This is a genomic window from Alteromonas sp. DYW1 (genome assembly GCF_059752595.1).
On the sequence record NZ_CM186038.1, the window covers coordinates 279,360 to 300,862 of the forward strand.

Consider the following 21,503-nt stretch of genomic DNA (forward strand, 5'->3'; position numbering starts at 1 on the left):
TTTTGCCGCACATAAAAACCGTAATTATAACGAGGAATCGGGTGTATACCAAAACACTTCGTCGATAGGTTTGGCAAAAACTAAAGCGATCTTAAATGCGACCTCAAGAGAGGGAGAGTAACGCCCCTTCTCAATCGCCATAATCGTCTGACGGGTGACCCCTACAGCCTCGGCCAATTGCGACTGAGTCATCTCATCAGCAAAGAACCGGCATTCGCGAACTTTATTGTGTAAGGGCATCATTACACCCCAAAACGATATTCTTTAAGCATAAGAGCAAAGCGTGAAATTTCCGCCAACAGAGCGCTGAATAAGAGAATATTCACTTCAATAAACGGGATGTTAAGACTGCTGGTGTATGCAGGCCCCCCAAAATGCTGAACCCACAGCAAATGACCAATTGTCATTATGACGCCAGCAAACAGAATAACGTAGGCGGCATTGGTCGCCTTTAACGCTATAGCTTTATCGCGTTCATCACCTTGCTGCTCTGTTTTCTTTGGGTGCGCCATGGCTAACAGTGCATGAAAGGCGGACTCGACAATGATCACTGCGATAACTGCTGTAGAAATCATCTGTAAAACTGACGCTTGCTTTTCTGCTAATGGTGCAGTGCTGGCGTGCAGACCAAACAAGCCAATGGCATAGTCGCCCCATATATAAACAACAACAGCGAGTGATATCCACGCGCTTTTCTCCGAAAATGACATATTCATAATGATTCCTACTTTAACATTCCGTAGTTATTGTTATGCAGGGTTAACGTCGTGTCAATAATGTTTAACATTGTGTTACAAATAGCAGTCACATAGTCCACTACCCGCTGCCGTCAAGCGACTACGTGCACGCATTTGCTACAAACGCCATTGCACCCTTGTCATACTGCCGCTATGGTTGGATAACTTTCTTTAATTCAGCGAGTTAGTATGCAGCGAGTATTAGTCAATTTAATTATTCTTTCGATCGCATTTAGTTTTGGTGTAGCCAAGGCAAACGCGTCTTTATTGATGAAGCCAGCACCCAACCCCGATCTGCAATATGCTGGGCGCATTCTCGATGGGGACTATCGTGAGGGCATCACCCACCCCGATGAAATCTTAGGTTTTGCTGTCGGGCAGAGGGTTGCTACACCCGATCAGATCATGCGCGCAATCGATATATGGGCCAAACAATCAGACCGATTACGGGTTGTTGAATACGCGCGCAGCCACGAGGGGCGTCCGCTGTATGCAGTACTTATCTCAACGCCACAGTTGTTGGCACAAGAGTCTGATATCTTAAAAAATGTTGCGGCTTTGGCAGATCCGCGTAAAACCTCTGATGCCGAGGCTGAAAGGCTGATTCGTGAACTCCCTGCAATTGCATGGATGGCATATTCAATTCACGGCAACGAAACTTCGGGTGCAGATGCTGCGTTAGCGGCTATTTATCACCTTATTGCCACGCAAGATCCAGCTGTCACAGGTATGCTTGAGGATATGGTTGTGGTGATTGATCCCATCATGAATCCCGATGGCCGCGCGCGATTTGCTAAGTCACTCGAGCAATATCGTGGGACCGCTCCAAATGTGGATGATCAGTCATTATTGCATCAGGGCGATTGGCCATACGGTAGAACCAATCACTATTTTTTTGATTTAAACCGCGACTTCTTTTATTTGACCCAACCAGAAACGCAGGGGCGGGTGAAGTTAATCAATCGTTGGCGCCCACAATTGATGATCGATGGTCATGAAATGGGCGCTCAGGATACCTATCTCATGGGGCCGCCTCGTCAACCGTTGAATACGAATATCAGTGCCAGTTTGCAGGAATGGGCAAAGGTATTTGCGCGTGACCAAGGTGCGGCATTTGATCAGCGTAATTGGCGTTATTATACCGGTGAATGGTTTGAGAATTGGTACCCGGGCTATTCAAATTATGCAGAGTACCGCGGCAGCATGCATATCCTATATGAACAATCGCGGATGGCCGAAGATGGTGTGAAACGACCCGAGGGTACAGTGCAAACTTACATGGAGTCGGTACACCATCAATTTGTCAGTACTATGGCCAATCTACAGACCTTGGCGCAACACTCTGACGCCATGTATGCAGACTATTGGCAGGCACGTAAAGAAAACGTCGCCAAAAAAGGACCCTATGCGAATAAAACGTATATTGTCCAAGCAACAGAAAATCAGAGCCGTTTAACCGCCTTTGTTGAGAAGTTACAGGCCCAAGATATTGAAGTTTATGTGGCGGCAAAGTCATTTACTGCAGAAGATGCAGTGGATCAGCTGGGTCAAGTGGGTGATGTAGAGATCCAAAAGGGGAGTCTGATCATTCGCAATCGGCAGCCTGAAGCCCGGCTGTTGGCTGCGATTATGGAGTTTGACGCACAGGTAAGTGCCGATGTGCTGCGCGAAGAGCGACAAAAATTACTGCGTAATGGCCAGTCGATCATGTATGACACGACAGCATGGAATTTAAGCATGATGTATGGCTTAGAGGCGTATGAAGTGCCTGAGCATATTGATAGTAATATTGTGCAATATACCTCACCAGACATCATCCATAATCTGGCGCCAAACGCTATTGCTTGGTCAGTTAATGGCGCGGATGACAACGCCCTTGGTTTTGCCGCCCAGTTGATGGAGCAAGGCATACAGGTGCGTGTTGCTGACAAACAAACGACATTTAACCAGCACAGCATCGCGCGCGGCTCGGTGTTTGTTACGCGTATGGATAACCTAGCTTACAATGATTTGGAAACTAGGTTAATGGTAATGGCAGATAAGTTTACTTTGGGGCTAAACGCACACAACAGTGGTTTTGGCGAGGGGGACTTACCCGACTGGGGTGGACGACACTTTAAACTCTTGCAGCAGCCTAAAATTGGCCTTTTAAGTCATGGCAATGTGAGTAGTTATGATGTGGGCGCGACATGGTGGGGGATAGATAGTTATTTGGGAGTGAGTCATAGCCAAGTCAACATCAATATGCTTTCACGGATAGATTTGCGTCGTTATAACGTTTTAATCCTCCCTGTTACATTTGGCAAGCTGGATGATAGCCACATCAGTGCATTGAATGAATGGATTAAACAAGGCGGAACATTGATTGCTCATGGTACGAGTGCAGCGAGTTTGGCTAAGAATGAAGGGGCAAGCAGGGTCCGTCAGATCCACGATACCTTCGACAAAGCCAGTGACTACAATATTGCATTACAGCGAGAATGGTTAGCCAGCCATGGCGATATCGATCTAGCAGGCACTCAATCACACCTATTACCTACGGATGTAACCTATCCCTGGACAGGAGCAGAGAAATCCCCCAGTAAAGACCTGCTCAAACAACATGATGACTGGCAAAAACTCTTTATGCCGAGAGGGGCGATGGTGGCTGGGCGCACCGATCAGCAGCATTGGTTGACCTTTGGCGTCAATCCGGTTTTGCCTTTGTTATACGGCAGGCAACCTGTTTTGATGGCCGCCGATGGCGTAGAGAGTGTCGTTCGGGTTGGCGTTTACGTTGCAAATAAGACAGCCGATGACGATTCACTAACAACTTGGTATTCCCATCCAGCTGGCCAAACGCCGGTTGTGCGTATGAGTGGTTTACTGTGGCCAGAGGCGGCACAAAGGATCGCGCATTCAGCATATGTTACGCGGGAAAAAGCCGGGAAAGGCCAGGTTATTTTATTTTCTGGGCAACCTAATTTCCGTGGTGCAACGCGCGGCGTAAATCGTATCTTATTGAATGCTATCGTATTTGGACCAGGATTTGGGACAAGCCCATATGTTGAATTATAACGTTTAATTTTAAGCGACATCTTATGAAATTAGATTAAATGGCTATTTTCATATGTTTTTTGTTCAAATTTAGGGCCTGAGAATGGCCCTTTTTTTATGGAAAAACATTAATTTTAATCATTGTTGAAAAATAACTACCGCAACTAAGAAGGCCTAATTGAGACATGCTGATTAGTGGGTGTGTTTAATAAAAGTTATATTTTACATAGAGTTAAGTTTACTTTTCGGCCGTTTCTTTGCCCTAAGATGAGTTGGTTAAATTTTAACCGGTATTAAAAAGTATACGTATGTATAAGCCCGTTTATTTTGTGAACAGTTGGCTTGGTGTTTAATGCGCTCGTTTTTAAACATTACCAAACAATTTAGAGGAAAATATCATGTTGAAAAATGTAATTTCTGTAGCCGTAGTAGCAGCATCTTTGGGTTTCACTAACACCGCTTCTGCAAGTGTTGAAAATGAATTGCAGAACATCTGCAATATCGTTCAGGCAGATGATAAAGGCCAACTGCGTAAGAAAATGTCGAGTGTTGAAAAGAACTTCAGCTTGAAGCTACAAGACTACTATAACGGTATTTCTTGTGGTGGTAACAGCTTGATCCGTACCGCATTTTTATCTGGTGCCGTAGAGTCAGGTTCATTACTTGTGAAAAAAATGCCTAAGAGTCAGCTAAATGCACCAGAAGCCGATGGTTTAACGCTACGCGCTTGGGTTTCAGAGAATGGTTTAATGGATTCACCTATCGCAAGTGTGCTAAACGAGCGTATCTAAGCTGATAGTCGCAACATGTTAGGTAAAAAAGCCCGCTATATGCGGGCTTTTTACTTATGTTTACCGACTGGTTAAATCTTATAGTGCAGAGAATAGTAATGCTGGCCCTCGCGTATGTCGATTTCCATGTAACCCGAAATACCAGTTAAATCACCCTTACCTGAATCAGCAATAATGGTGATCGACAAATGCTGTTCGCCCGCCGCCATGGAGCCTGAGTGTTGAACAACAAAACTGCCCTTTTTCCCATCAAGCTCGCCCTCAATGGTTTCTATTGCTACATATCCTGCAGAGCCTTCAACTTGTGTGCGGTGGCTTAACATTTGGCCCGTGCCGCTGGCAGACAAGTCGCCGGTATAATTCTTATCGATAAGCAAGCGACCTGCATTATTGGTTAAATCTTTCTGTGGTTGCAGTTGTACGTCGAATTGCCCTTTTGCTGTTTGCATAGGTGAGCCCTTTTTGTGAGTGGCGGCGTCGATACTTTGCGTTAAGCCAAATAGTCCAATAATAAATAGGGTCGCCAAACATTTCGCTAGAGAACGCCGCATTTTCTATACCGGTTTCAGATTAGTAAAAAAACTGTATAAATAAACAGTTTATTTTGCAATGTTTTTATTTGACCTTAGAGTATGCTCTAAGGTCTATAATCAACTAGCAAACTAGCAAACTAGCAAACTAGCAAACTAGCAAACTAGCAAACTAGCAAACTAGCAAACTAGCAAACTAGCAAACTAGCAAACTAGCAAACTAGCAAACTAGCAAACTAGCAAACTAGCAAACTAGCAAACTAGCAAACTAGCAAACTAGCAAACTAGCAAACTAGCAAACTAGCAAACTAGCAAACTAGCAAACTAGCAAACTAGCAAACTAGCAAACTAGCAAACTAGCAAACTAGCAGTGCTACAACACTTTTAAACGGGCTGCTGGTTTGGAATAAACAGTGGTTGATATTGAGCAGATTATGAAGATCAGTGAATTGGCAGCAAAGAGTGGACTAACCGCTCATACATTACGGTATTATGAGAAACGCGCGTTGTTGCAACCGCGAAAATCCAGCGACAATAACTACCGCGATTACACCCAAGACGATTTGGCAACGGCACTCTTTATTCGTCGCTGTAAGGAAAGTGGATTTAGCTTGGAAGATACTGCTGACCTGCTCTCAATTAAGGATGCTAAAGATAGCCATGTGTGTGCAGAAGCGAAAGCAATTACCTTGGCGAAATTGGCAGAGCTTGAAGAGAAGATTACCCAATTACAAAGAATGGCCAATACACTTACTACCTTAGCAAACAAGTGCTGTGGAGGCGCGGAAAGCGCGGAATTTTGTTCTATTATCCGCCAATTAGAGGCAACCCCTGAATCTGGAGATGCACATGCTAGTCGTTGAGAACTTTGTTGGATTATTTATCGAAACTGCGCCTTATTTACTTTTAGGCATGTTGCTCGCTGGGGTTATTCATCACTTAATACCGCGCCAATGGATTGACAAAACGCTGGGCAAACGCAGTTCAGTATTAACTGCGGCCGTTATAGGCGCACCTCTGCCGCTATGTTCGTGCTCGGTGATCCCTGTCGCCATGGGGATCCGCCGGAGTGGTGCCAGCAAAGCAAGTACTGCGAGCTTTTTAGTCGCGACACCCGAAACGGGTGTCGACTCAATAGGTATCACTTATGCTTTGATGGGGCCTGTCATGGCAATTGCACGACCTATCGCAGCTATCATGTCAGCAGTTGTAACCGGTATAGCTATAGCCATCTGGGGGAGAGAGAGCGTTATAGTCAGCGAGACGCCCGCAACAAAATCCTGTTGTCATAAATCGGCTGCCGCCAGCGCAGCACCATCGTCAATGTGGAGCAAAGGCAAGGCTATTTTGCATTACGGTTTTGATAAATTACTTGCAGACTTTATGAAGTGGCTACTGATTGGACTATTTTTTGCGGCGCTTATTGTTACCTACGTTCCCGCGAATTGGATGGCTGCTTATGGGTCAGGCCCATTAGCGATGCTTTTGATGGTTGCGGTATCGATCCCAATGTATATATGTGCAACCGCTTCAACACCCATTGCAGTTGGTTTGATGATGGCGGGAGTTTCACCAGGTGCGGCTTTAGTATTTATGCTCACCGGACCGGCGACGAATATTGCTACTCTAATGGTCATTAAAAATGAACTGGGATCGCGCGAATTATGGATTTATCTCATCGCCTTAATCGGTAGTGCATTTGTAGCTGGTTTGGCCCTTGATTATATTATCGCGTTGTATCATTTACCTTTGGATCTCAGTCATGGCGGTCACTCAGCGATGCAATCAATGCTGTATCAGATTTCAGCTGTCATGTTAGCCGCATTAATGGTCTGGCAAATTATCAAGCAATTACGCCCGAAGACTAAAACGGAGCATGTACATCAGCACTAACAAAAACGCCCGCGGATAAACCGCGGGCGTTTATTGGGTAACAAGAGCGTGTTACAACATCAATAATCTAGGTTAGGACTTAACGTTTGCGATTAAGCGCTAATCCAGCAAAGCCAATTAGCATTAAACCTAGCGCCCATGGCTCACTAACTTGAGTTGCTTTTGCAGTTCTGATGCTTGGGGTTGAATCAGACAGCGATTGGCCGAGTCCCAAACTGTCAAAAGAACCAAAGTCAGCATTAATGAACGCCGTACCGCTATCGTTGGCAATAAAGTTAAACGTTGCTAATACAAAACTTCCTTGATACACCGTACCGCTGAAGAACCCGTTCAATGATATCAACAGTGAACCACTGAAGAAATCGTCGATGAATAGGTCGCTAAAGCCAAAAAAGTCTACACCAATCGAGGCGCCATCCAATTGCGAACTAGCGTCATAGGTTAGCAACAAATCATCGTAATTTAGGCTAAAGGTTAAGAAGTCAAAGGCTTCAAAATCAATTAACTCAATCTTATAGTTCACCACATCGCCAGGATTAACATCTACACTGTCGGTGCTAATTTGAATAATATTGGCGTTTGCCACGGCGCTCCAAAATAGAGCAATCACTAAAAACAACTTTTTCATAAAGTAACTCCTTAAACTGCGCAATTAAGGCGCGTACATAAACTTAATAAAACACGAGCGTCGAAGGTGGTAATACGACCATCTTCATTTAAGTCAAACCGCATATCTACGGGTTGACGGGTTTGGATGGCACGCAATAGTCCGCGATAGTCGTTAAGATCGACGTCACCATCACCGTCCCAATCCCCACGCACGAACTGCGGTTGTAGGTCAAAAGAGACAAGAACTGGGTCATGATCTGAGGCACGATAAACAAGCGTGTTAAGCAATTCTGCAGGTTTAACCGCGCTGCTATTGGCATAGTTAGAATCGTAATCAAACGCTGAGGGTTCATCGGCATTGATGTGCCATTCAGTGATATCAACAACTGCATCAAATGCTGATGCATTGGTTAATACATAATCCAACGAACCAAATTGACCGTTAAACACATAGCTATAGGCTTCAGGGCCTTCAAGCTCGCGGGCAACATCAATATATCCGGCTACTTGCAACGCATCGATAGGATCTTCTTTAGCATACGCATTTAAATCACCAACGATCACCACAGGTAAGTCCGAATAAGTCGTTGCTAACCATGCCGCTACCGCTTGTGCGGCGCGCGTGCGCGTGCCATTACAGTTGCCCTGTCCATTCGTACTGTCATCGCCAGTGCCACACGAACTACCTTTCGATTTTAAGTGGTTAACATTGACAACGAGGTCTGCACCGCTGGCATTGACTGTGAATTGTTGTGCTAATGACGGACGGTTGCGAGTATCGACAAATAGTGGGCCGTCACTGTCGCTAATCGAATTAGCTGATGTCAATACCTGTGGATTACCTACTGGAGTTACCATGGCAGGCTTGTAGAGCATACCAACAGTAATTTGGTCAGTGCCTAATGGAGCGCCTAGATTAACAAAGGTATAGGCGTTGCTGCCAATGGTTTGGTTAACAGTGGCGACCAACTGAGCGATTGCGCTAGTCGCAGCAAATCCATCGTTCTCGATTTCCATTAAACCCACGATGTCGGCATCCATTGCGACAATTGCGCTGGCAATTTTGCTTAGCTGACGCTGGTATTCTGCGTAAGTATCAGCACCGCGACTGGTTGGGAAACCACCTTGTTGTCCGTCACCATTAAATAAATTCAATACATTGAAACTAGCCACAGTCACGTTACCACGTGTGATCACCGGTACATTCTGACGCGGATTGCTATCTAATAATACTGTTGGCTGTACCTGACGTACACGATAAGCATTAAAGCCATAGTCAAGTACGCCGGTGAATCCATTCACTTGAGCACCTGTGCGTAACGATTGATTTGGATTGAACGGGCCAAACGGGAAGTTTACTGCGCTGCCGTTACGATCGTCGTCTAAGATCAACTGATTACGTTGATTATCTGCAGCAATCGCTTCTGCTTGTGCAGAACCCGGAATTGCCAAATGGGTAGGAGTGAATAAACGCTGTGAAGATACCACAACTTCACCAAAGCGTGCATAACCGCTGTTATCACTCACCGTTAACAACTGCGCGTTGGTAATGAGCATGTTTTCCAGGCTTTCCAAATCAAACCCTTCAGGCAACGGCAAGTCAATGCTGGTTGCCGCCACTGTTCCAGTACCACAGGCTAAAACTGCTTCATTAACCGTTAGTTGAGTGCGCCCGAAAACTTCCTCGACTTTACCCAATGCGCGCACGTTATCGCCCATCTGCGGAAGTGTGAATTGAGCATCATAGGCAACAAACAATCCTTCCGATGTTAATGGATCAGCGTCAGGATTTTGCTGCTGCAAGTAGAAGCCGCCTAGCTCGGCAAAAACGCCCGTTACAACGCCTTCAACCACGTGACTTTCATTGACGACGGGTGACGTATCAGTAGTGCCCTGGATGGCAGAAACAGCGGTCGCAGGATCGCTACATACACCAAGCTCCAGCGCGCCACCATTATTGCCACCACCATTGCCGTCAGAATTTCCGTAGACACCTATATTGCTGGTTTCATTGATTGCAAAGCCGTCCCATTCAATGCTTGGGTCAAAGACATCGGCCGCATTTGTGTCGCCAGCAGTAATCGCTGCTTTACGACGTAATGTATTATTTTGCGTACTTTGGTCGCCGCTACCCCATTCACTGCCTGGGTCAACGCCAATTTGGCCAATGCTATCAATCACGATTTGGCCATTGCGCAAGGTAATCGCATCGTCACCATTAAAGGCCAGCTGTCCGCTTGCTAGATCAGCTTCTGCAAGTAGATTTGCATCGTCAGCACTGCTGTTGCGGATGACAAATACATCCTTTGCGGCAAGGGTACCAGTTAAGCTGATAGTTTGCCCCGCACTGGCATTGCCGTTGAAGAAGATTTGAACGTCATAGCCACTTAAATCCACTGGAGTCGCAGCAGGATTATAAATTTCTAAGGCCTTATTGTTGCCACTACCTTCTACATATTCAGAGATAAATAGTTCAGGTGGTTGATAATAGTGTGTACCTAACGGGAATGGCTTGTCAGCGTCTGCATTTACACTTACACCATCAAGTTCGTTGGTGCCACTGAACGTCCAATCAGCAATGGCAAAACTCGGATTTGCCCCAGTACCTGGGACACGGTATGCCCAGCCATCCATGTATTCCCATGGTTGTCCGGTTCCATCGGTGTTGATGTCACCAAAGGTATCAATGACTTGCTGTTGGCAAAACAGCTCAAGCGCATCGTCACCATTCACATTGACTGCACTGGTAACGAAATCCGGTGCGAAACCAAAGAAGTTGGTAAATTGTGTTGCTTCACTGGCTAGATAAATATAGCTACCAGCGCTCACTGCTTGAGCAGGGAAGCTAAACTCTTCACCATCACTGCCACCGCCATTATTTGCACTACCAATGCCACAACCGGCCAAGTCTGTATCAGCGGTAACAAAAATTTCAACTGCTTTGGGTAAGCCGCCCGATAACGAGCCATCTACCACACCGCTAAGCATTAATGCCGCTGCAGTGCTATCAGTGCCATCATTGCCACCGGTATCACCACCGTTCCCACCAGTATCGCCATTGTCGCCATCATTGCCGCCAGTGCCACCGTCGGTTGAACAGCTGTCTGCCGGATACAAAATATTGACCCAAGCAGGATTATCGATAAATGGATTACGGTTTCCTTGGTACTCATATACCGTGTTATTACGTTGTTGCTCTTGCGCATCAACCGGGTCGGCTGCATGCCACTCCAGCAGTGTACAGAGTTTACCCAAGGCATCTTCAGAGGTTGTAGTAATCCGGTCCACTAAGACCAGATCCGGCGTTAAATCACTAACCCCTTCATAGCGTGTGTCCATATAGAACATCATTCGCGCAACATCACCTTTAACCGTATCTCGTGGCTCAAATGAATCGCCATCGATGCGGTTATTGGGTGATTCAGCAAGTGGGGAATCACTGTTGTCAAAATCAAGATTGCCACGTGAACTATTGATAGAGATATCAGTTGGGCGTAAGTGATGAATATCGTTATGCGCTTCAAATTCAGTGCCAGAGAAACCATGACTCTTTGGCCAGCTGTGTTCACGGTTCCAGTTGTCAGGGTTGCTGCTGGCAACCGAACCACTGCCGTTGGAAAGCTTCGGTAAGGACCAACCAGAATAGAACAAAATAACATTATCGCTATTTGCTGGATCTTCATCAGTCTCAGTCAGTGCTGTCCACACTTCACTGTAAGTGAGTACTTTATGATTAGTGGCAATAGTTTCTGAGAGCAATTGTTTAATGATAGAGCGATCAGAATTTGCGTCGATTTCGGTTTGGACGACCGCGTAATAGCTAGTCGGGTCGAATAGTGTGGCATCAGCTATTTTCTGCAGGTCAGGGCAGTTTAAGCAAACCCCTTCTAAGCTGCTTGAGCCGCCATCGTTGCCTCCGTTATCAGCATTACTGACAAAGCTACCTAAGCCAGTAAACGTATTGTTGGCAAAACCTTCCCATTCTGCAGCAGGGTCAAAGGCATCATTACCGTTTACATCACCGCTAGTGATCGATGCTAAACGGGCAATGGTGTTGTCTTTAGTGCTAACAACACCTGTGCCCCATTCTGAACCTGGGTCGACACCGATTTGACCAACGATATCGACGAAGTTTGCACCGTTTAATAACACAATCGCATCGTCGCCATTGAAGAAGCCAGAGTTGCTGATTTGATCAGCTGCAGCGAGGATTGTTGGATCCGCATCATTATCGGCGACAACATACGACGCACCAGGAGCTAAACTTCCACTCAAGTTAATAGTGGTTGATGCTGATGTGTTGCCGTTAAAGTAAAAGGCCAGTGAATATTGGCTTAGGTCGATACTTGCGTTAGAGATATTAGAAATCTCAACCGCCTTGTTATTGCTACTGCCTTCAACCACTTCAGTGATTAGCAAATCACTGGCATTAGCCAGTTGTGTGCTTCCAGCTATCGCGGCTAGGGCAAATAATATACGATGCGCCACGTACTTCTCCTCGCTAGGTTAAAAAATGAACGCGCGAGAATATACATCAAATATGACGATAATATGACATTTTTGTCATTTTTTTGACGCTCAATGCGGGGCGACTAACCAGCTTCTCGGTAAGCTTGTTGTAAAAAGAATAGTAATTCTTTATCAACCTGCGATATATCAGTAAGTTGTACGCGATGACTGCACATAGTGCCAAATGGTCCTGACGATTCAAGCCGTCCCTCACACGTTCGGTCATTAAACTTCAAACCTAGATCAATACGCGTTTTGGTACTGGGTTGAATAAGGGCGAATTGGCGTTTACGTTTACAGGAAACGGCTTTGTTTTTAGGGATGATTTCAACGTCACCGCCCAAGGCTTGTATTTGTGTTATCAATGCGGCGTAAATCGGTTTGAGGTTTTCTTTACCTTCATATTGTGAATTGACCAATTCCTCTGGATCTTTGCTGGCCGCATCACTTTCGCGAAATTTCAGTGCAATGAAGTTAGCGTAGCCATGACTTATCCCGCAATCGCCTTTTAAATAAGCCATGATCTCGCCATGCTTACTAAAGTTTTTAGGTGCTAATGATGTTTTCCATTGGGCTAGCGTTTTACCGGTTTTTTCGAGTAAATTTTCTTCCATCTGATTTCTCAGGTTAACTCGCCTCCCATCAGTGTAGTTGACGCAGAGCAATAGCCCTATTTATTATCAATAAAAAACCCACGCATTTTGCAATGCGTGGGTTTGTTTAAGGCTATTGAGCGAGACTGGCTTACATCATGCCGCCCATGCCGCCCATGCCACCCATGCCGCCCATATCAGGCATTGGTGCTTCTTCTTTTGGTACTTCAGTAACCATTGCTTCAGTGGTGATCATCAAGCTCGCGATTGACGCTGCGAACTGAAGCGCAGAGCGAGTGACTTTAGTTGGGTCCAAAATTCCCATTTCGATCATGTCACCGTAAGTATCGTTACCTGCATTGTAACCGTAGTTACCTTCACCGTTTTTAACGCTGTTAGTCACAACTGATGCTTCTGCACCGGCGTTTGACGCGATTTGGCGAAGCGGTGCTTCCATCGCGCGAAGCGCTAGTTTGATACCGTGAGTTTGGTCTTCATTATCGCCTTGCAAGTCAGTAATTGCTGACGCTGCGCGCACTAATGCAACACCACCACCTGCAACCACGCCTTCTTCAACCGCGGCACGCGTTGCATGTAAGGCATCTTCGACACGCGCTTTCTTCTCTTTCATTTCAACTTCAGTTGCTGCGCCGACTTTGATTACCGCAACACCGCCAGCGAGTTTAGCTAGACGCTCTTGAAGCTTTTCTTTGTCGTAGTCTGACGTTGACTCTTCGATTTGAGCACGGATCTGCGCACAACGGCCTTGGATTGCGTCTTCTTCACCCGCACCATCAACAACCGTTGTGTTGTCTTTGCTGATCACTACACGCTTCGCTGTACCCAGATCTTCAAGTTGAACTTTTTCAAGCTCTAGACCAATTTCTTCAGAGATAACCGTACCGCCAGTCAAGGTGGCAATGTCTTGCAGCATCGCTTTACGACGGTCACCAAAACCTGGTGCTTTAACCGCTGCAACTTTAACGATACCGCGCATGTTGTTAACCACTAGCGTAGCAAGTGCCTCACCTTCTACATCTTCAGCGATGATCATCAATGGCTTAGATGACTTAGCGACGGCTTCGAGAGTAGGAAGCAATTCACGGATGTTAGAGATTTTCTTGTCAACCAAAAGAATGTAAGGGCTGTCTAGTTCAACAACACCATTTTCCTGGTTGTTGATGAAGTAAGGTGACAAGTAACCACGGTCAAACTGCATGCCTTCAACAACATCAAGTTCGTTTTGTAGCGCTTGGCCTTCTTCAACAGTGATAACACCTTCTTTGCCTACTTTATCCATGGCTTCAGCAATGATTTCACCGACTTCAGAGTCAGAGTTTGCTGAAATAGTACCCACCTGAGCAATTGCTTTACTGTCGGCACAAGGGACAGAGTTTGCTTTCAATTGTTCAACAGCGGCAGTAACCGCTTTGTCGATACCGCGTTTAAGATCCATTGGGTTCATACCCGCAGCAACTGATTTCAAACCTTCAGTTACGATAGCTTGCGCTAGAACTGTTGCAGTAGTTGTTCCGTCACCCGCTTCATCATTTGCTTTAGACGCAACTTCTTTAACCATCTGGGCGCCCATATTCTCGAACTTATCTTCTAGCTCGATTTCCTTTGCCACAGATACACCATCTTTAGTGATTGTTGGCGCACCGAATGATTTGTCTAAAACAACGTTACGGCCTTTAGGACCTAAAGTTACTTTTACAGCGTTGGCTAGAACATTTACACCTGCCAGCATCTTAGTGCGGGCATCGTTACCAAAACGGACTTCTTTAGCTGCCATTTTTATTTTCCTCTAAATTCTGTGTGGGTTAAAAGTCTTACTCAACGATAGCTAGAATGTCGCTTTCGCTCATGATGAGTACTTCCTCACCATCTAACTTCTCGGTTTTCACACCGTAACCGTCATTGAAAATAACGGTGTCGCCGACTTTAACGTCGAGCGCTTTAACATCGCCATTTTCAAGTACGCGACCATTACCCACAGCAATGATTTTGCCACGAGTTGATTTTTCTGCCGCTGAACCGGTTAATACGATGCCGCCCGCAGACTTGCTTTCTTGGTCTTCGCGCTGAACGATAACGCGGTCGTGTAAAGGACGAATTGCCATTTTCAAATCTCCTGAAAATTCCAAATTTACTGGGTTTTTATCAATTGTCCGTAGTTACGGACTGACTAAAAGTTTTTACTGCGGGGATAAATGGGTATGCCCCTGATAAACTCAAGGGCTTTCAATAAAAATTTTTTAAAATTTTTATCGTGAGACAAGGATACGCGGTGCACTAGGGCTTTTCATTGTGGTCGATTTGCTGACTTGGCTCGGTTTTACGCTCTTGATATTCGCCTTCGATGATATCGCTGTGGTCGGTATTAGCTCGGCTGGTAAAACCGCGCTGAGCGGATGAATGAAACTCAGTTTGGGTGAACACATGAGTTTGCACCCGCTGACTGTTCGCCATTCTTTGTAGTAAGCCCTTGGCAAACAACTTTCGCGTTGGGGGTAAGGTAAAAAGCAATCCAATTATGTCGGTGACAAAACCGGGAGTGACAAGCAAAACACCGGCGATGACCAATAATAACCCTTGTGCGAGTTCTTCACCAGGTAGCGTGCCTTGTTGCATTTTAGCTTGTGCTTGTTGCAGTGTTGATATGCCTTCACGTTTAACCAAAAAGGCACCGATAAAAGCCGTGACTATTACAATTGCGACTGTATTCCAGCCGCCAATCACGTCACCGACTTGGATCAGCAAGGCGATTTCCACAATCGGCATAACCGCAAACAGTAAGAATAAGATCCCCAAAAACATGTCCTCTGGTGTGTCTATTGTTATGCAATTGGGGTCATCGGGTTGAAATCAAGACCCTAACTGCATGGTCAAGTGTAAGTAAATGTGAGAGAAAACGCGATGTCAGCTACAGTTATCGTATTTAAATTACGTACGGTCGATCAACATTTCCGACACTTACGTATGTAACTTACCATAGTCGTTGGCATAGGTACTTGCTACTATGCCGACAAATTTGAAATGCTTTGCGCAATTCTCAGGTCAATGCTATGAACTCATCGAACAGGTTGGTGCTGGCGCTTTGTACAGTGTCGAGTAAGCCAACGGCAACGCAAATTGCGCGCGCGCTGGTGACGGCGAAGCTAGCAGCTTGTGTGAATATTATTGAGAGCGTTACATCGGTTTATCAGTGGCAAGGTGAAGTGGTTGAAGAACCAGAGTGTCAATTACTGATAAAAACTCGGCCGGATCAAATCGAGGCCGCATTTAAGTTGGTGTTAAGTTTACACCCTTATGATTTACCGGAATGGGTTTTACTGGATGCTCAAGCGAGCAAAGATTATTTGAATTGGATAGAACAAACGTTGTCATGAAGTACAGAAATATCATTTTATTGATTATCACCTTGGCGTTGGCCTTCCCATGGGCTTGCCAAGCACAGGCACTAAATAGTGGCGATCCACTTGCGGACATTTTTGCTGAAGAGCCACAATTTCTAAAAGAAGAACAAGCCTTCCAGTTTGATTTTAGTCAGCGAGGTAATGAATTACTCGTAACCTTTGATATCGCTGACGGCTATTACTTATATAAGAAGCAGTTTAAAACCGTCACAAAAGACGTCGCGCTTGGAGAGCCTGCATTCCCTTTAGGGACTGAAATTGAAGATGAATTCTTCGGTGTATCCGAAGTGTTTTTTAACCAACTATCCCTTACTTTCCCGATTGAGCAAGCCAAACAAGATGGCTCGGTCAAACTGCGCTACCAAGGTTGTGCAGAAGCTGGACTTTGCTATCCGCCGACCACGAGAGTGATTTATTTGGATGCAGTGGGAAGTAATAATGCGATTGAAAACGTAACCTCCGTAACTGCAGATGCTAGCAGTGCCGCAAATGGATCTGGTGTTTCGCAACAATTCGATTTGGCAGAACGCCTCGCGTCTGACGAAGGCTTGTTGATTACCCTGTTGCTATTTTTAGCGTTAGGGATTGGTTTAGCGTTTACTCCCTGCGTATTTCCTATGTATCCGATTTTGTCGGGTATCGTGATTGGTCAGGGTAAACAAATCAAAACCTCTCGGGCCTTTACTCTGTCATTTGTGTACGTGCAGGGTATGGCCATTACTTACTCATTACTTGGCTTGGTTGTTGCCTCTGCTGGCGTGAAGTTTCAGGCAGCACTGCAGCACCCGGCAATACTCATTGTACTAATAGTGCTTTTTGTGCTGTTAGCGCTGGTGATGTTCGGTGCCTATGAATTACAGTTACCCAGCCGCTGGCAAGAAAAGCTCAACAATCTTAGCAACCAGCAAAAAGGCGGCAGCTGGTTTGGCGTATTTATTATGGGCATGATTTCGGGTTTGGTTGCATCACCTTGCACTACAGCACCATTAACCGGGATATTGTTGTTTATTGCCCAATCCGGTGATTTAACGTTGGGCTTTATTTCGCTATATGCCTTGAGTATCGGCATGGGCATACCATTAATTTTGTTCGGCATGACGGGGGGTAAGTTACTGCCTAAAGCGGGCAATTGGATGAATGTGGTTAAAGTCACTTTCGGCTTTATGATGTTAGCGGTGGCTGTACTGTTTATTGAACGTCTATGGATCAGTGTGTGGACTGACATAATGTATGCAGCATTGGGTTTCGCAACGTTTAGCTATTTCTTCGTGATGAACCAAGAAACCTCGCTTAACTTCGCCAAAGGCGCACGCACTTTTATTATTTTCGCAGGCTTAATCGCGTCTGCTTTGTACGGATACAATGCGTTGCAGCTCAATTCGGGAGGTAAATCCTCAACCGATGCAGCGCAAACTACAGCGTTGGCCCACCCCGAGTTTATCGTGGTCAGAGACTTAGCTGATTTTGAAGCTAAATTAGGTCGCGCGGTAGGCGAGGGGAAAAGCGTCATGCTCGATTTGTATGCGGACTGGTGTGTTGCGTGTAAAGAGTTTGAAAAGTATACCTTTCCTGATCCAGCAGTCGTTGATGCTTTGAGTGAAACCGTTTGGATGCAAATTGATCTGACGGATAACACGCCTTCCAATCTTGAGTTTCAAGAAACCTTTGCGGTACTCGGCTTACCAACCATTTTATTTTTTGATAAAGATGGGCGTGAGCTGAGTAAAGCGCGCGTCACTGGCTTTATGCGGGCTGAACCTTTTGCTGCACATGTCCGGCGGAATTTACCGAAATAGCAAACAGTGGCCGGTCGCTGCGAAATTAGCGCAGCGGCTTAAGCTGCTACTCATTCTGACCTGCGTACTGTCTTCTAGCGTTAGCTATGCTGCCGACTGTTTCGATGATTGGTTTTGTGTTGAGCGTGATAGTCGTACTCAGCGGCTGTTGCTCTATAATCAAACGCTATTTCCTGTTGTCGTTACCGTCAACGCCTCTTGGCGAGCTAACGATGGTGTGATTCAAAAGCACGAAAAAACGGTAAATTTACTGACGACTGACCCGATTACCTTGGTGCAGTTAGGTGAGGGTGAAGAATCGGTGTTGGCTCGCATGCAATACACTGTGCAATGGGCGGGTGGGCGCTTAGATGCTGAACATGATCCTAAAGTCACTTATCGTTATCCATTCGCTCCCGATCAAACGTTCACCAAAGTTCAGGGCTTTGGCGGCGCCTTCAGTCATACTGGCGCGTCGCGCTATGCAGTGGACTTTGCCGTACCCGTCGGTACGCCTATTCATGCCGCGCGAGCAGGAACAGTTATTGATATTGAAGAATCGCATACCCGCGGCGGCAGTTCGCGCCGCTATGCACCGTACGCCAACTATATTGTTATATTGCATAGCGATGGTACCACCGGCGAATATCATCATTTGCGCTATCGCGGTGTTACCGTTAAGCGCGGCGATCAGATAGCTACAGGTCAACTGATTGGATACTCTGGTAATACTGGCTTCTCGTCACTACCGCATTTGCATTTCGCGGTGTATCGGCCGTTATCCCAGGGTAATTATGAGTCCCTACCATTCCGCTTTAGTGATTCATAATAGTCGCTCATTCGCGCAGAAATCCCCATTTTCTATGTATTTGTTGGTGTTTTGGATGAAAGGCATTCCACAGACGTCAAATAACATCGATTAATCACAACAAAGTGTCGACAAACGGGCAGTATAAACCTCATTAGACCAGTATTTTGCTGAGATCTTGTCGGTTTTGTCTATAATTCTGGTTCTAGAGTGTATTGAGTTATTGTGCAGGTTAAATATCCATCAATCTGCCACATAACTAAATTTATGTGTTAGTTTAGCTGCACGTTCATCGCAAATGGCTACGAAATTTTGAAGTTACTGTTACTGAATGGGCCCAATTTGAATATGTTGGGAACCCGCGAACCAGAAAAATACGGTTCGGAAAGCTTAAATAGCATCGTTACGCGCCTAACAGAAGAGGCGGACTCATTGGGTGTTCAGCTAGCGCACGTGCAATCCAATGCTGAGCATGAGTTGATCGATGCTATCCATGTTGCAGCTGGTGAGTATGCTGGGATTTTAATTAATCCTGCGGCATTCACGCATACCAGTGTGGCATTGCGCGATGCTTTGTTGAGTGTTGCAGTGCCTTTTGTTGAAGTGCACTTATCGAACGTGCATGCGCGTGAGCCATTTCGTCAGCATTCGTATTTATCTGATATAGCCATAGGTGTGATCTGTGGCTTTGGTGCAAACAGTTACAGCCTGGGACTAAATGCACTAGTAACTTACTTAAAACAACAATCTTAAAAGACAGAGACAGATTATGGACATTAGAAAAATCAAAAAACTCATTGAGTTAGTGGAAGAGTCGGGAATTGCAGAACTGGAAATTACCGAAGGTGAAGAATCAGTACGTATCCACCGTGGTTCTAGTCAAGCGGTTATGCAGCAACCTATGCAGTACACAGCGCCCCTAGCTGCACCAGCGCCAGCGGCTCCTGCGGCACCGGCTGCGCCCGCCGCAGCACCAGCGGCCGAAATTACTGGTCACGTGGTTAAGTCACCGATGGTTGGTACCTTCTACCGAGCATCATCACCAGACGCAAAACCTTTTGTTGAGGTAGGACAATCGGTGAATGTCGGCGACACCCTGTGTATCGTTGAGGCGATGAAAATGATGAATCAAATCGAAGCTGATAAGGCCGGGGTTGTTCGTGAGATATTGGTCGAGAACCAAGACGCCGTTGAATTTGATCAACCGATGTTCATTATTGAATAAGCGAGTATCTCACTATGCTTGATAAAGTATTGATAGCAAACCGTGGTGAGATCGCGTTGCGGATCTTACGGGCTTGCAAAGAACTTGGGATAAAGACGGTCGCGGTACATTCTACTGCCGATCAAAATCTCAAGCATGTGCTCTTGGCCGACGAATCCATTTGTATTGGCAAGCCATCAGCAACCGAAAGTTATTTGAATATCCCGCGGATCATTGCGGCTGCAGAGGTCACTAATTCCATTGCTATCCATCCGGGTTATGGGTTCTTAGCTGAAAATGCTGATTTTGCCGAAGCGGTTGAACGCTCGGGCTTTATATTTGTCGGTCCTACCGCAGATACCATCAATCTGATGGGGGATAAAGTTTCAGCGATTAGCGCAATGAAGAAAGCGGGAGTCCCCTGCGTTCCTGGTTCAGACGGACCATTGACTAACGATACTGAAAAGAACAAGAGTATCGCGAAGCGCATTGGCTACCCGATTATTGTTAAAGCCGCGGGTGGTGGTGGTGGTCGTGGTATGCGTGTGGTGCGCAGTGAAGCTGAGCTAATCAACGCCATCAGCACGACCCAAGCAGAAGCGGGTGCCGCGTTTGGTAACAGCATGGTGTACATGGAGAAGTTTCTTGAGAATCCACGGCATGTTGAGATCCAAGTATTGGCAGACGGTCAGGGTAATGCCATTCACTTAGCGGAACGGGATTGTTCGATGCAGCGACGCCACCAAAAGGTCGTTGAGGAAGCACCAGCTCCTGGAATCTCTGAGCAGATGCGTAACAAAATAGGTGAGCGGTGTCGCCGCGCGTGTATTGAAATTGGGTATCGAGGTGCGGGAACGTTTGAGTTTTTGTACGAAAACGGCGAATTCTATTTCATTGAGATGAACACGCGTATTCAGGTTGAACACCCAGTGTCAGAAATGATCACCGGTGTAGACTTAATCAAAGAGCAATTACGCATCGCCGCCGGTCAGCCCTTATCGATTGATCAGTCGCAAATCAAAGTGCGTGGTCACGCGATCGAATGTCGCATTAACGCCGAAGATCCAGAGACTTTTATTCCTAGTCCGGGCACCATCAATATGTTCCATTCGCCCGGCGGTTTGGGTGTGCGCTGGGATTCGCATATCTATGCTGGGTATAGCGTTCCGCCATACTATGACTCAATGATTGGCAAATTGATCACCTACGGTGAAAGTCGTGATGAAGCCATCGCGCGTATGCGTCACGCGCTGGATGAACTGGTGATTGAAGGAATAAAGACCAACATTCCGTTACAACGCAAGATCATGGCTGATGAAAACTTTTCTGCCGGTGGTACTAACATCCACTATCTAGAAAAGAAACTCGGTATGGCCTAGCTTAAGGCTGCTCAACTCGCTTATGCAGGCGATGTTTTGAGTCTCGACACGTAATTACAGCCCCTTTAAATGAGGGGCTTTTTATTGCTAAAAGGTTGACTGCTCAGACGTGGGATAAACCGGTTTTTGCTTCTAGCTTCTAACAGCAGAAATACCACTACCGACCTTGCTAAGATGCATCCTGTTGAATATGTTCGGAATGACCTACATTAATGTGATA

The 21,503-nt window shown here is 45.9% G+C and carries 19 protein-coding genes; 10 read left to right on the forward strand and 9 right to left on the reverse strand.

What is annotated here, in order from left to right; translation table 11 throughout:
- Positions 1-24 precede the first annotated feature (24 nt).
- Positions 25-243 (reverse strand): helix-turn-helix transcriptional regulator, encoded by a 219-nt coding sequence (locus tag AC121Z_RS01260; protein WP_498125988.1) that lies wholly within the window; start codon positions 241-243, stop codon positions 25-27.
- Positions 243-716 (reverse strand): hypothetical protein, encoded by a 474-nt coding sequence (locus AC121Z_RS01265; RefSeq protein ID WP_498125990.1) that lies wholly within the window; start codon positions 714-716, stop codon positions 243-245. The genes AC121Z_RS01260 and AC121Z_RS01265 overlap by 1 nt, the downstream gene beginning before the upstream one ends.
- Positions 717-926: 210 nt before the next feature.
- Between AC121Z_RS01265 and AC121Z_RS01270 the strand changes: the two genes are divergently transcribed.
- Positions 927-3,794, forward strand: a complete 2,868-nt coding sequence (locus tag AC121Z_RS01270) for a M14 family zinc carboxypeptidase (RefSeq protein ID WP_498125992.1) — start codon at positions 927-929, stop codon at positions 3,792-3,794.
- 377 nt (positions 3,795-4,171) lie between these two features.
- Entirely contained in the window at positions 4,172-4,564 is a 393-nt protein-coding gene (locus tag AC121Z_RS01275) for a DUF3718 domain-containing protein (RefSeq protein ID WP_498125994.1), read from the forward strand.
- 71 nt (positions 4,565-4,635) lie between these two features.
- Here AC121Z_RS01275 and AC121Z_RS01280 read toward each other — a convergent pair whose 3' ends face one another.
- The gene (locus AC121Z_RS01280) at positions 4,636-5,115 is read right to left on the reverse strand and encodes a DUF3224 domain-containing protein (RefSeq protein ID WP_498125995.1); all 480 of its coding nucleotides are present in this window, start codon (positions 5,113-5,115) and stop codon (positions 4,636-4,638) included.
- 413 nt (positions 5,116-5,528) lie between these two features.
- Here AC121Z_RS01280 and AC121Z_RS01285 point away from each other — a divergent pair, with 413 nt between their 5' ends.
- Together AC121Z_RS01285 and AC121Z_RS01290 are read left to right on the forward strand one after the other, a co-directional pair.
- The gene (locus tag AC121Z_RS01285; protein WP_498125997.1) at positions 5,529-5,957 is read left to right on the forward strand and encodes a MerR family transcriptional regulator; all 429 of its coding nucleotides are present in this window, start codon (positions 5,529-5,531) and stop codon (positions 5,955-5,957) included.
- Positions 5,944-6,987 carry an SO_0444 family Cu/Zn efflux transporter gene (locus tag AC121Z_RS01290; RefSeq protein ID WP_498125999.1) on the forward strand — a complete coding sequence of 348 codons (1,044 nt, stop codon included), beginning with the start codon at positions 5,944-5,946 and terminating at the stop codon, positions 6,985-6,987. Before AC121Z_RS01285 ends, AC121Z_RS01290 begins: the two co-directional genes overlap by 14 nt.
- Before the next feature lie 79 nt (positions 6,988-7,066).
- On the opposite strand, the gene AC121Z_RS01295 is transcribed toward AC121Z_RS01290, so the two are convergent.
- The 6 genes from AC121Z_RS01295 to AC121Z_RS01320 all read right to left on the reverse strand — a co-directional run bounded on the left by AC121Z_RS01295 (position 7,067) and on the right by AC121Z_RS01320 (position 15,512).
- On the reverse strand, positions 7,067-7,615 hold the full coding sequence (locus AC121Z_RS01295; RefSeq protein WP_498126001.1) for a hypothetical protein: 549 nt from the start codon (positions 7,613-7,615) through the stop codon (positions 7,067-7,069).
- Positions 7,616-7,626: 11 nt separating this feature from the next.
- Positions 7,627-12,084, reverse strand: coding sequence for an ExeM/NucH family extracellular endonuclease (locus tag AC121Z_RS01300; RefSeq protein ID WP_498126003.1), 4,458 nt, complete (start codon positions 12,082-12,084; stop codon positions 7,627-7,629).
- Between the two features lie 104 nt (positions 12,085-12,188).
- Positions 12,189-12,719, reverse strand: coding sequence for a DUF5655 domain-containing protein (locus AC121Z_RS01305; protein ID WP_498126005.1), 531 nt, complete (start codon positions 12,717-12,719; stop codon positions 12,189-12,191).
- A gap of 130 nt (positions 12,720-12,849) precedes the next feature.
- Positions 12,850-14,493 (reverse strand): chaperonin GroEL, encoded by a 1,644-nt coding sequence (gene groL, locus AC121Z_RS01310; RefSeq protein WP_498126007.1) that lies wholly within the window; start codon positions 14,491-14,493, stop codon positions 12,850-12,852.
- A 37-nt stretch (positions 14,494-14,530) separates the two neighbouring features.
- Positions 14,531-14,821, reverse strand: a complete 291-nt coding sequence (locus AC121Z_RS01315; protein WP_100657898.1) for a co-chaperone GroES — start codon at positions 14,819-14,821, stop codon at positions 14,531-14,533.
- Between the two features lie 172 nt (positions 14,822-14,993).
- The gene (locus AC121Z_RS01320; RefSeq protein WP_498126009.1) at positions 14,994-15,512 is read right to left on the reverse strand and encodes an FxsA family protein; all 519 of its coding nucleotides are present in this window, start codon (positions 15,510-15,512) and stop codon (positions 14,994-14,996) included.
- A 254-nt stretch (positions 15,513-15,766) separates the two neighbouring features.
- On the opposite strand from AC121Z_RS01320, the gene cutA reads away from it, so the two are divergent.
- From cutA to accC, 6 genes are all read left to right on the forward strand, one after another.
- Positions 15,767-16,090 (forward strand): divalent-cation tolerance protein CutA, encoded by a 324-nt coding sequence (gene cutA, locus AC121Z_RS01325; RefSeq protein WP_498126010.1) that lies wholly within the window; start codon positions 15,767-15,769, stop codon positions 16,088-16,090.
- Complete coding sequence (locus AC121Z_RS01330) at positions 16,087-17,913, forward strand: protein-disulfide reductase DsbD (RefSeq protein ID WP_498126012.1); 1,827 nt, start codon at positions 16,087-16,089, stop codon at positions 17,911-17,913. Before cutA ends, AC121Z_RS01330 begins: the two co-directional genes overlap by 4 nt.
- Positions 17,888-18,721: a M23 family metallopeptidase gene (locus tag AC121Z_RS01335; protein ID WP_498126014.1), complete on the forward strand. Its 834-nt coding sequence runs from the start codon at positions 17,888-17,890 to the stop codon at positions 18,719-18,721. Before AC121Z_RS01330 ends, AC121Z_RS01335 begins: the two co-directional genes overlap by 26 nt.
- Positions 18,722-19,012: 291 nt before the next feature.
- The gene (aroQ, locus tag AC121Z_RS01340; protein ID WP_498126016.1) at positions 19,013-19,453 is read left to right on the forward strand and encodes a type II 3-dehydroquinate dehydratase; all 441 of its coding nucleotides are present in this window, start codon (positions 19,013-19,015) and stop codon (positions 19,451-19,453) included.
- A gap of 16 nt (positions 19,454-19,469) precedes the next feature.
- On the forward strand, positions 19,470-19,925 hold the full coding sequence (accB, locus tag AC121Z_RS01345; protein ID WP_498126018.1) for an acetyl-CoA carboxylase biotin carboxyl carrier protein: 456 nt from the start codon (positions 19,470-19,472) through the stop codon (positions 19,923-19,925).
- A gap of 14 nt (positions 19,926-19,939) precedes the next feature.
- A complete protein-coding gene (gene accC, locus AC121Z_RS01350) occupies positions 19,940-21,283 on the forward strand; it encodes an acetyl-CoA carboxylase biotin carboxylase subunit (protein ID WP_498126019.1) in 1,344 nt (447 codons plus the stop codon).
- Positions 21,284-21,503 lie beyond the last annotated feature (220 nt).

Coding starts and splice junctions, on each gene's coding strand:
- AC121Z_RS01260 (WP_498125988.1), bottom strand. CDS start 243: ATGATGCCCTTACACAATAAAGTTCGCGAATGCCGGTTCTTTGCTGAT.
- AC121Z_RS01265 (WP_498125990.1), bottom strand. CDS start 716: ATGAATATGTCATTTTCGGAGAAAAGCGCGTGGATATCACTCGCTGTT.
- AC121Z_RS01270 (WP_498125992.1), top strand. CDS start 927: ATGCAGCGAGTATTAGTCAATTTAATTATTCTTTCGATCGCATTTAGT.
- AC121Z_RS01275 (WP_498125994.1), top strand. CDS start 4,172: ATGTTGAAAAATGTAATTTCTGTAGCCGTAGTAGCAGCATCTTTGGGT.
- AC121Z_RS01280 (WP_498125995.1), bottom strand. CDS start 5,115: ATGCGGCGTTCTCTAGCGAAATGTTTGGCGACCCTATTTATTATTGGA.
- AC121Z_RS01285 (WP_498125997.1), top strand. CDS start 5,529: ATGAAGATCAGTGAATTGGCAGCAAAGAGTGGACTAACCGCTCATACA.
- AC121Z_RS01290 (WP_498125999.1), top strand. CDS start 5,944: ATGCTAGTCGTTGAGAACTTTGTTGGATTATTTATCGAAACTGCGCCT.
- AC121Z_RS01295 (WP_498126001.1), bottom strand. CDS start 7,615: ATGAAAAAGTTGTTTTTAGTGATTGCTCTATTTTGGAGCGCCGTGGCA.
- AC121Z_RS01305 (WP_498126005.1), bottom strand. CDS start 12,719: ATGGAAGAAAATTTACTCGAAAAAACCGGTAAAACGCTAGCCCAATGG.
- groL (WP_498126007.1), bottom strand. CDS start 14,493: ATGGCAGCTAAAGAAGTCCGTTTTGGTAACGATGCCCGCACTAAGATG.
- AC121Z_RS01315 (WP_100657898.1), bottom strand. CDS start 14,821: ATGGCAATTCGTCCTTTACACGACCGCGTTATCGTTCAGCGCGAAGAC.
- cutA (WP_498126010.1), top strand. CDS start 15,767: ATGAACTCATCGAACAGGTTGGTGCTGGCGCTTTGTACAGTGTCGAGT.
- AC121Z_RS01330 (WP_498126012.1), top strand. CDS start 16,087: ATGAAGTACAGAAATATCATTTTATTGATTATCACCTTGGCGTTGGCC.
- AC121Z_RS01335 (WP_498126014.1), top strand. CDS start 17,888: ATGTCCGGCGGAATTTACCGAAATAGCAAACAGTGGCCGGTCGCTGCG.
- accB (WP_498126018.1), top strand. CDS start 19,470: ATGGACATTAGAAAAATCAAAAAACTCATTGAGTTAGTGGAAGAGTCG.
- accC (WP_498126019.1), top strand. CDS start 19,940: ATGCTTGATAAAGTATTGATAGCAAACCGTGGTGAGATCGCGTTGCGG.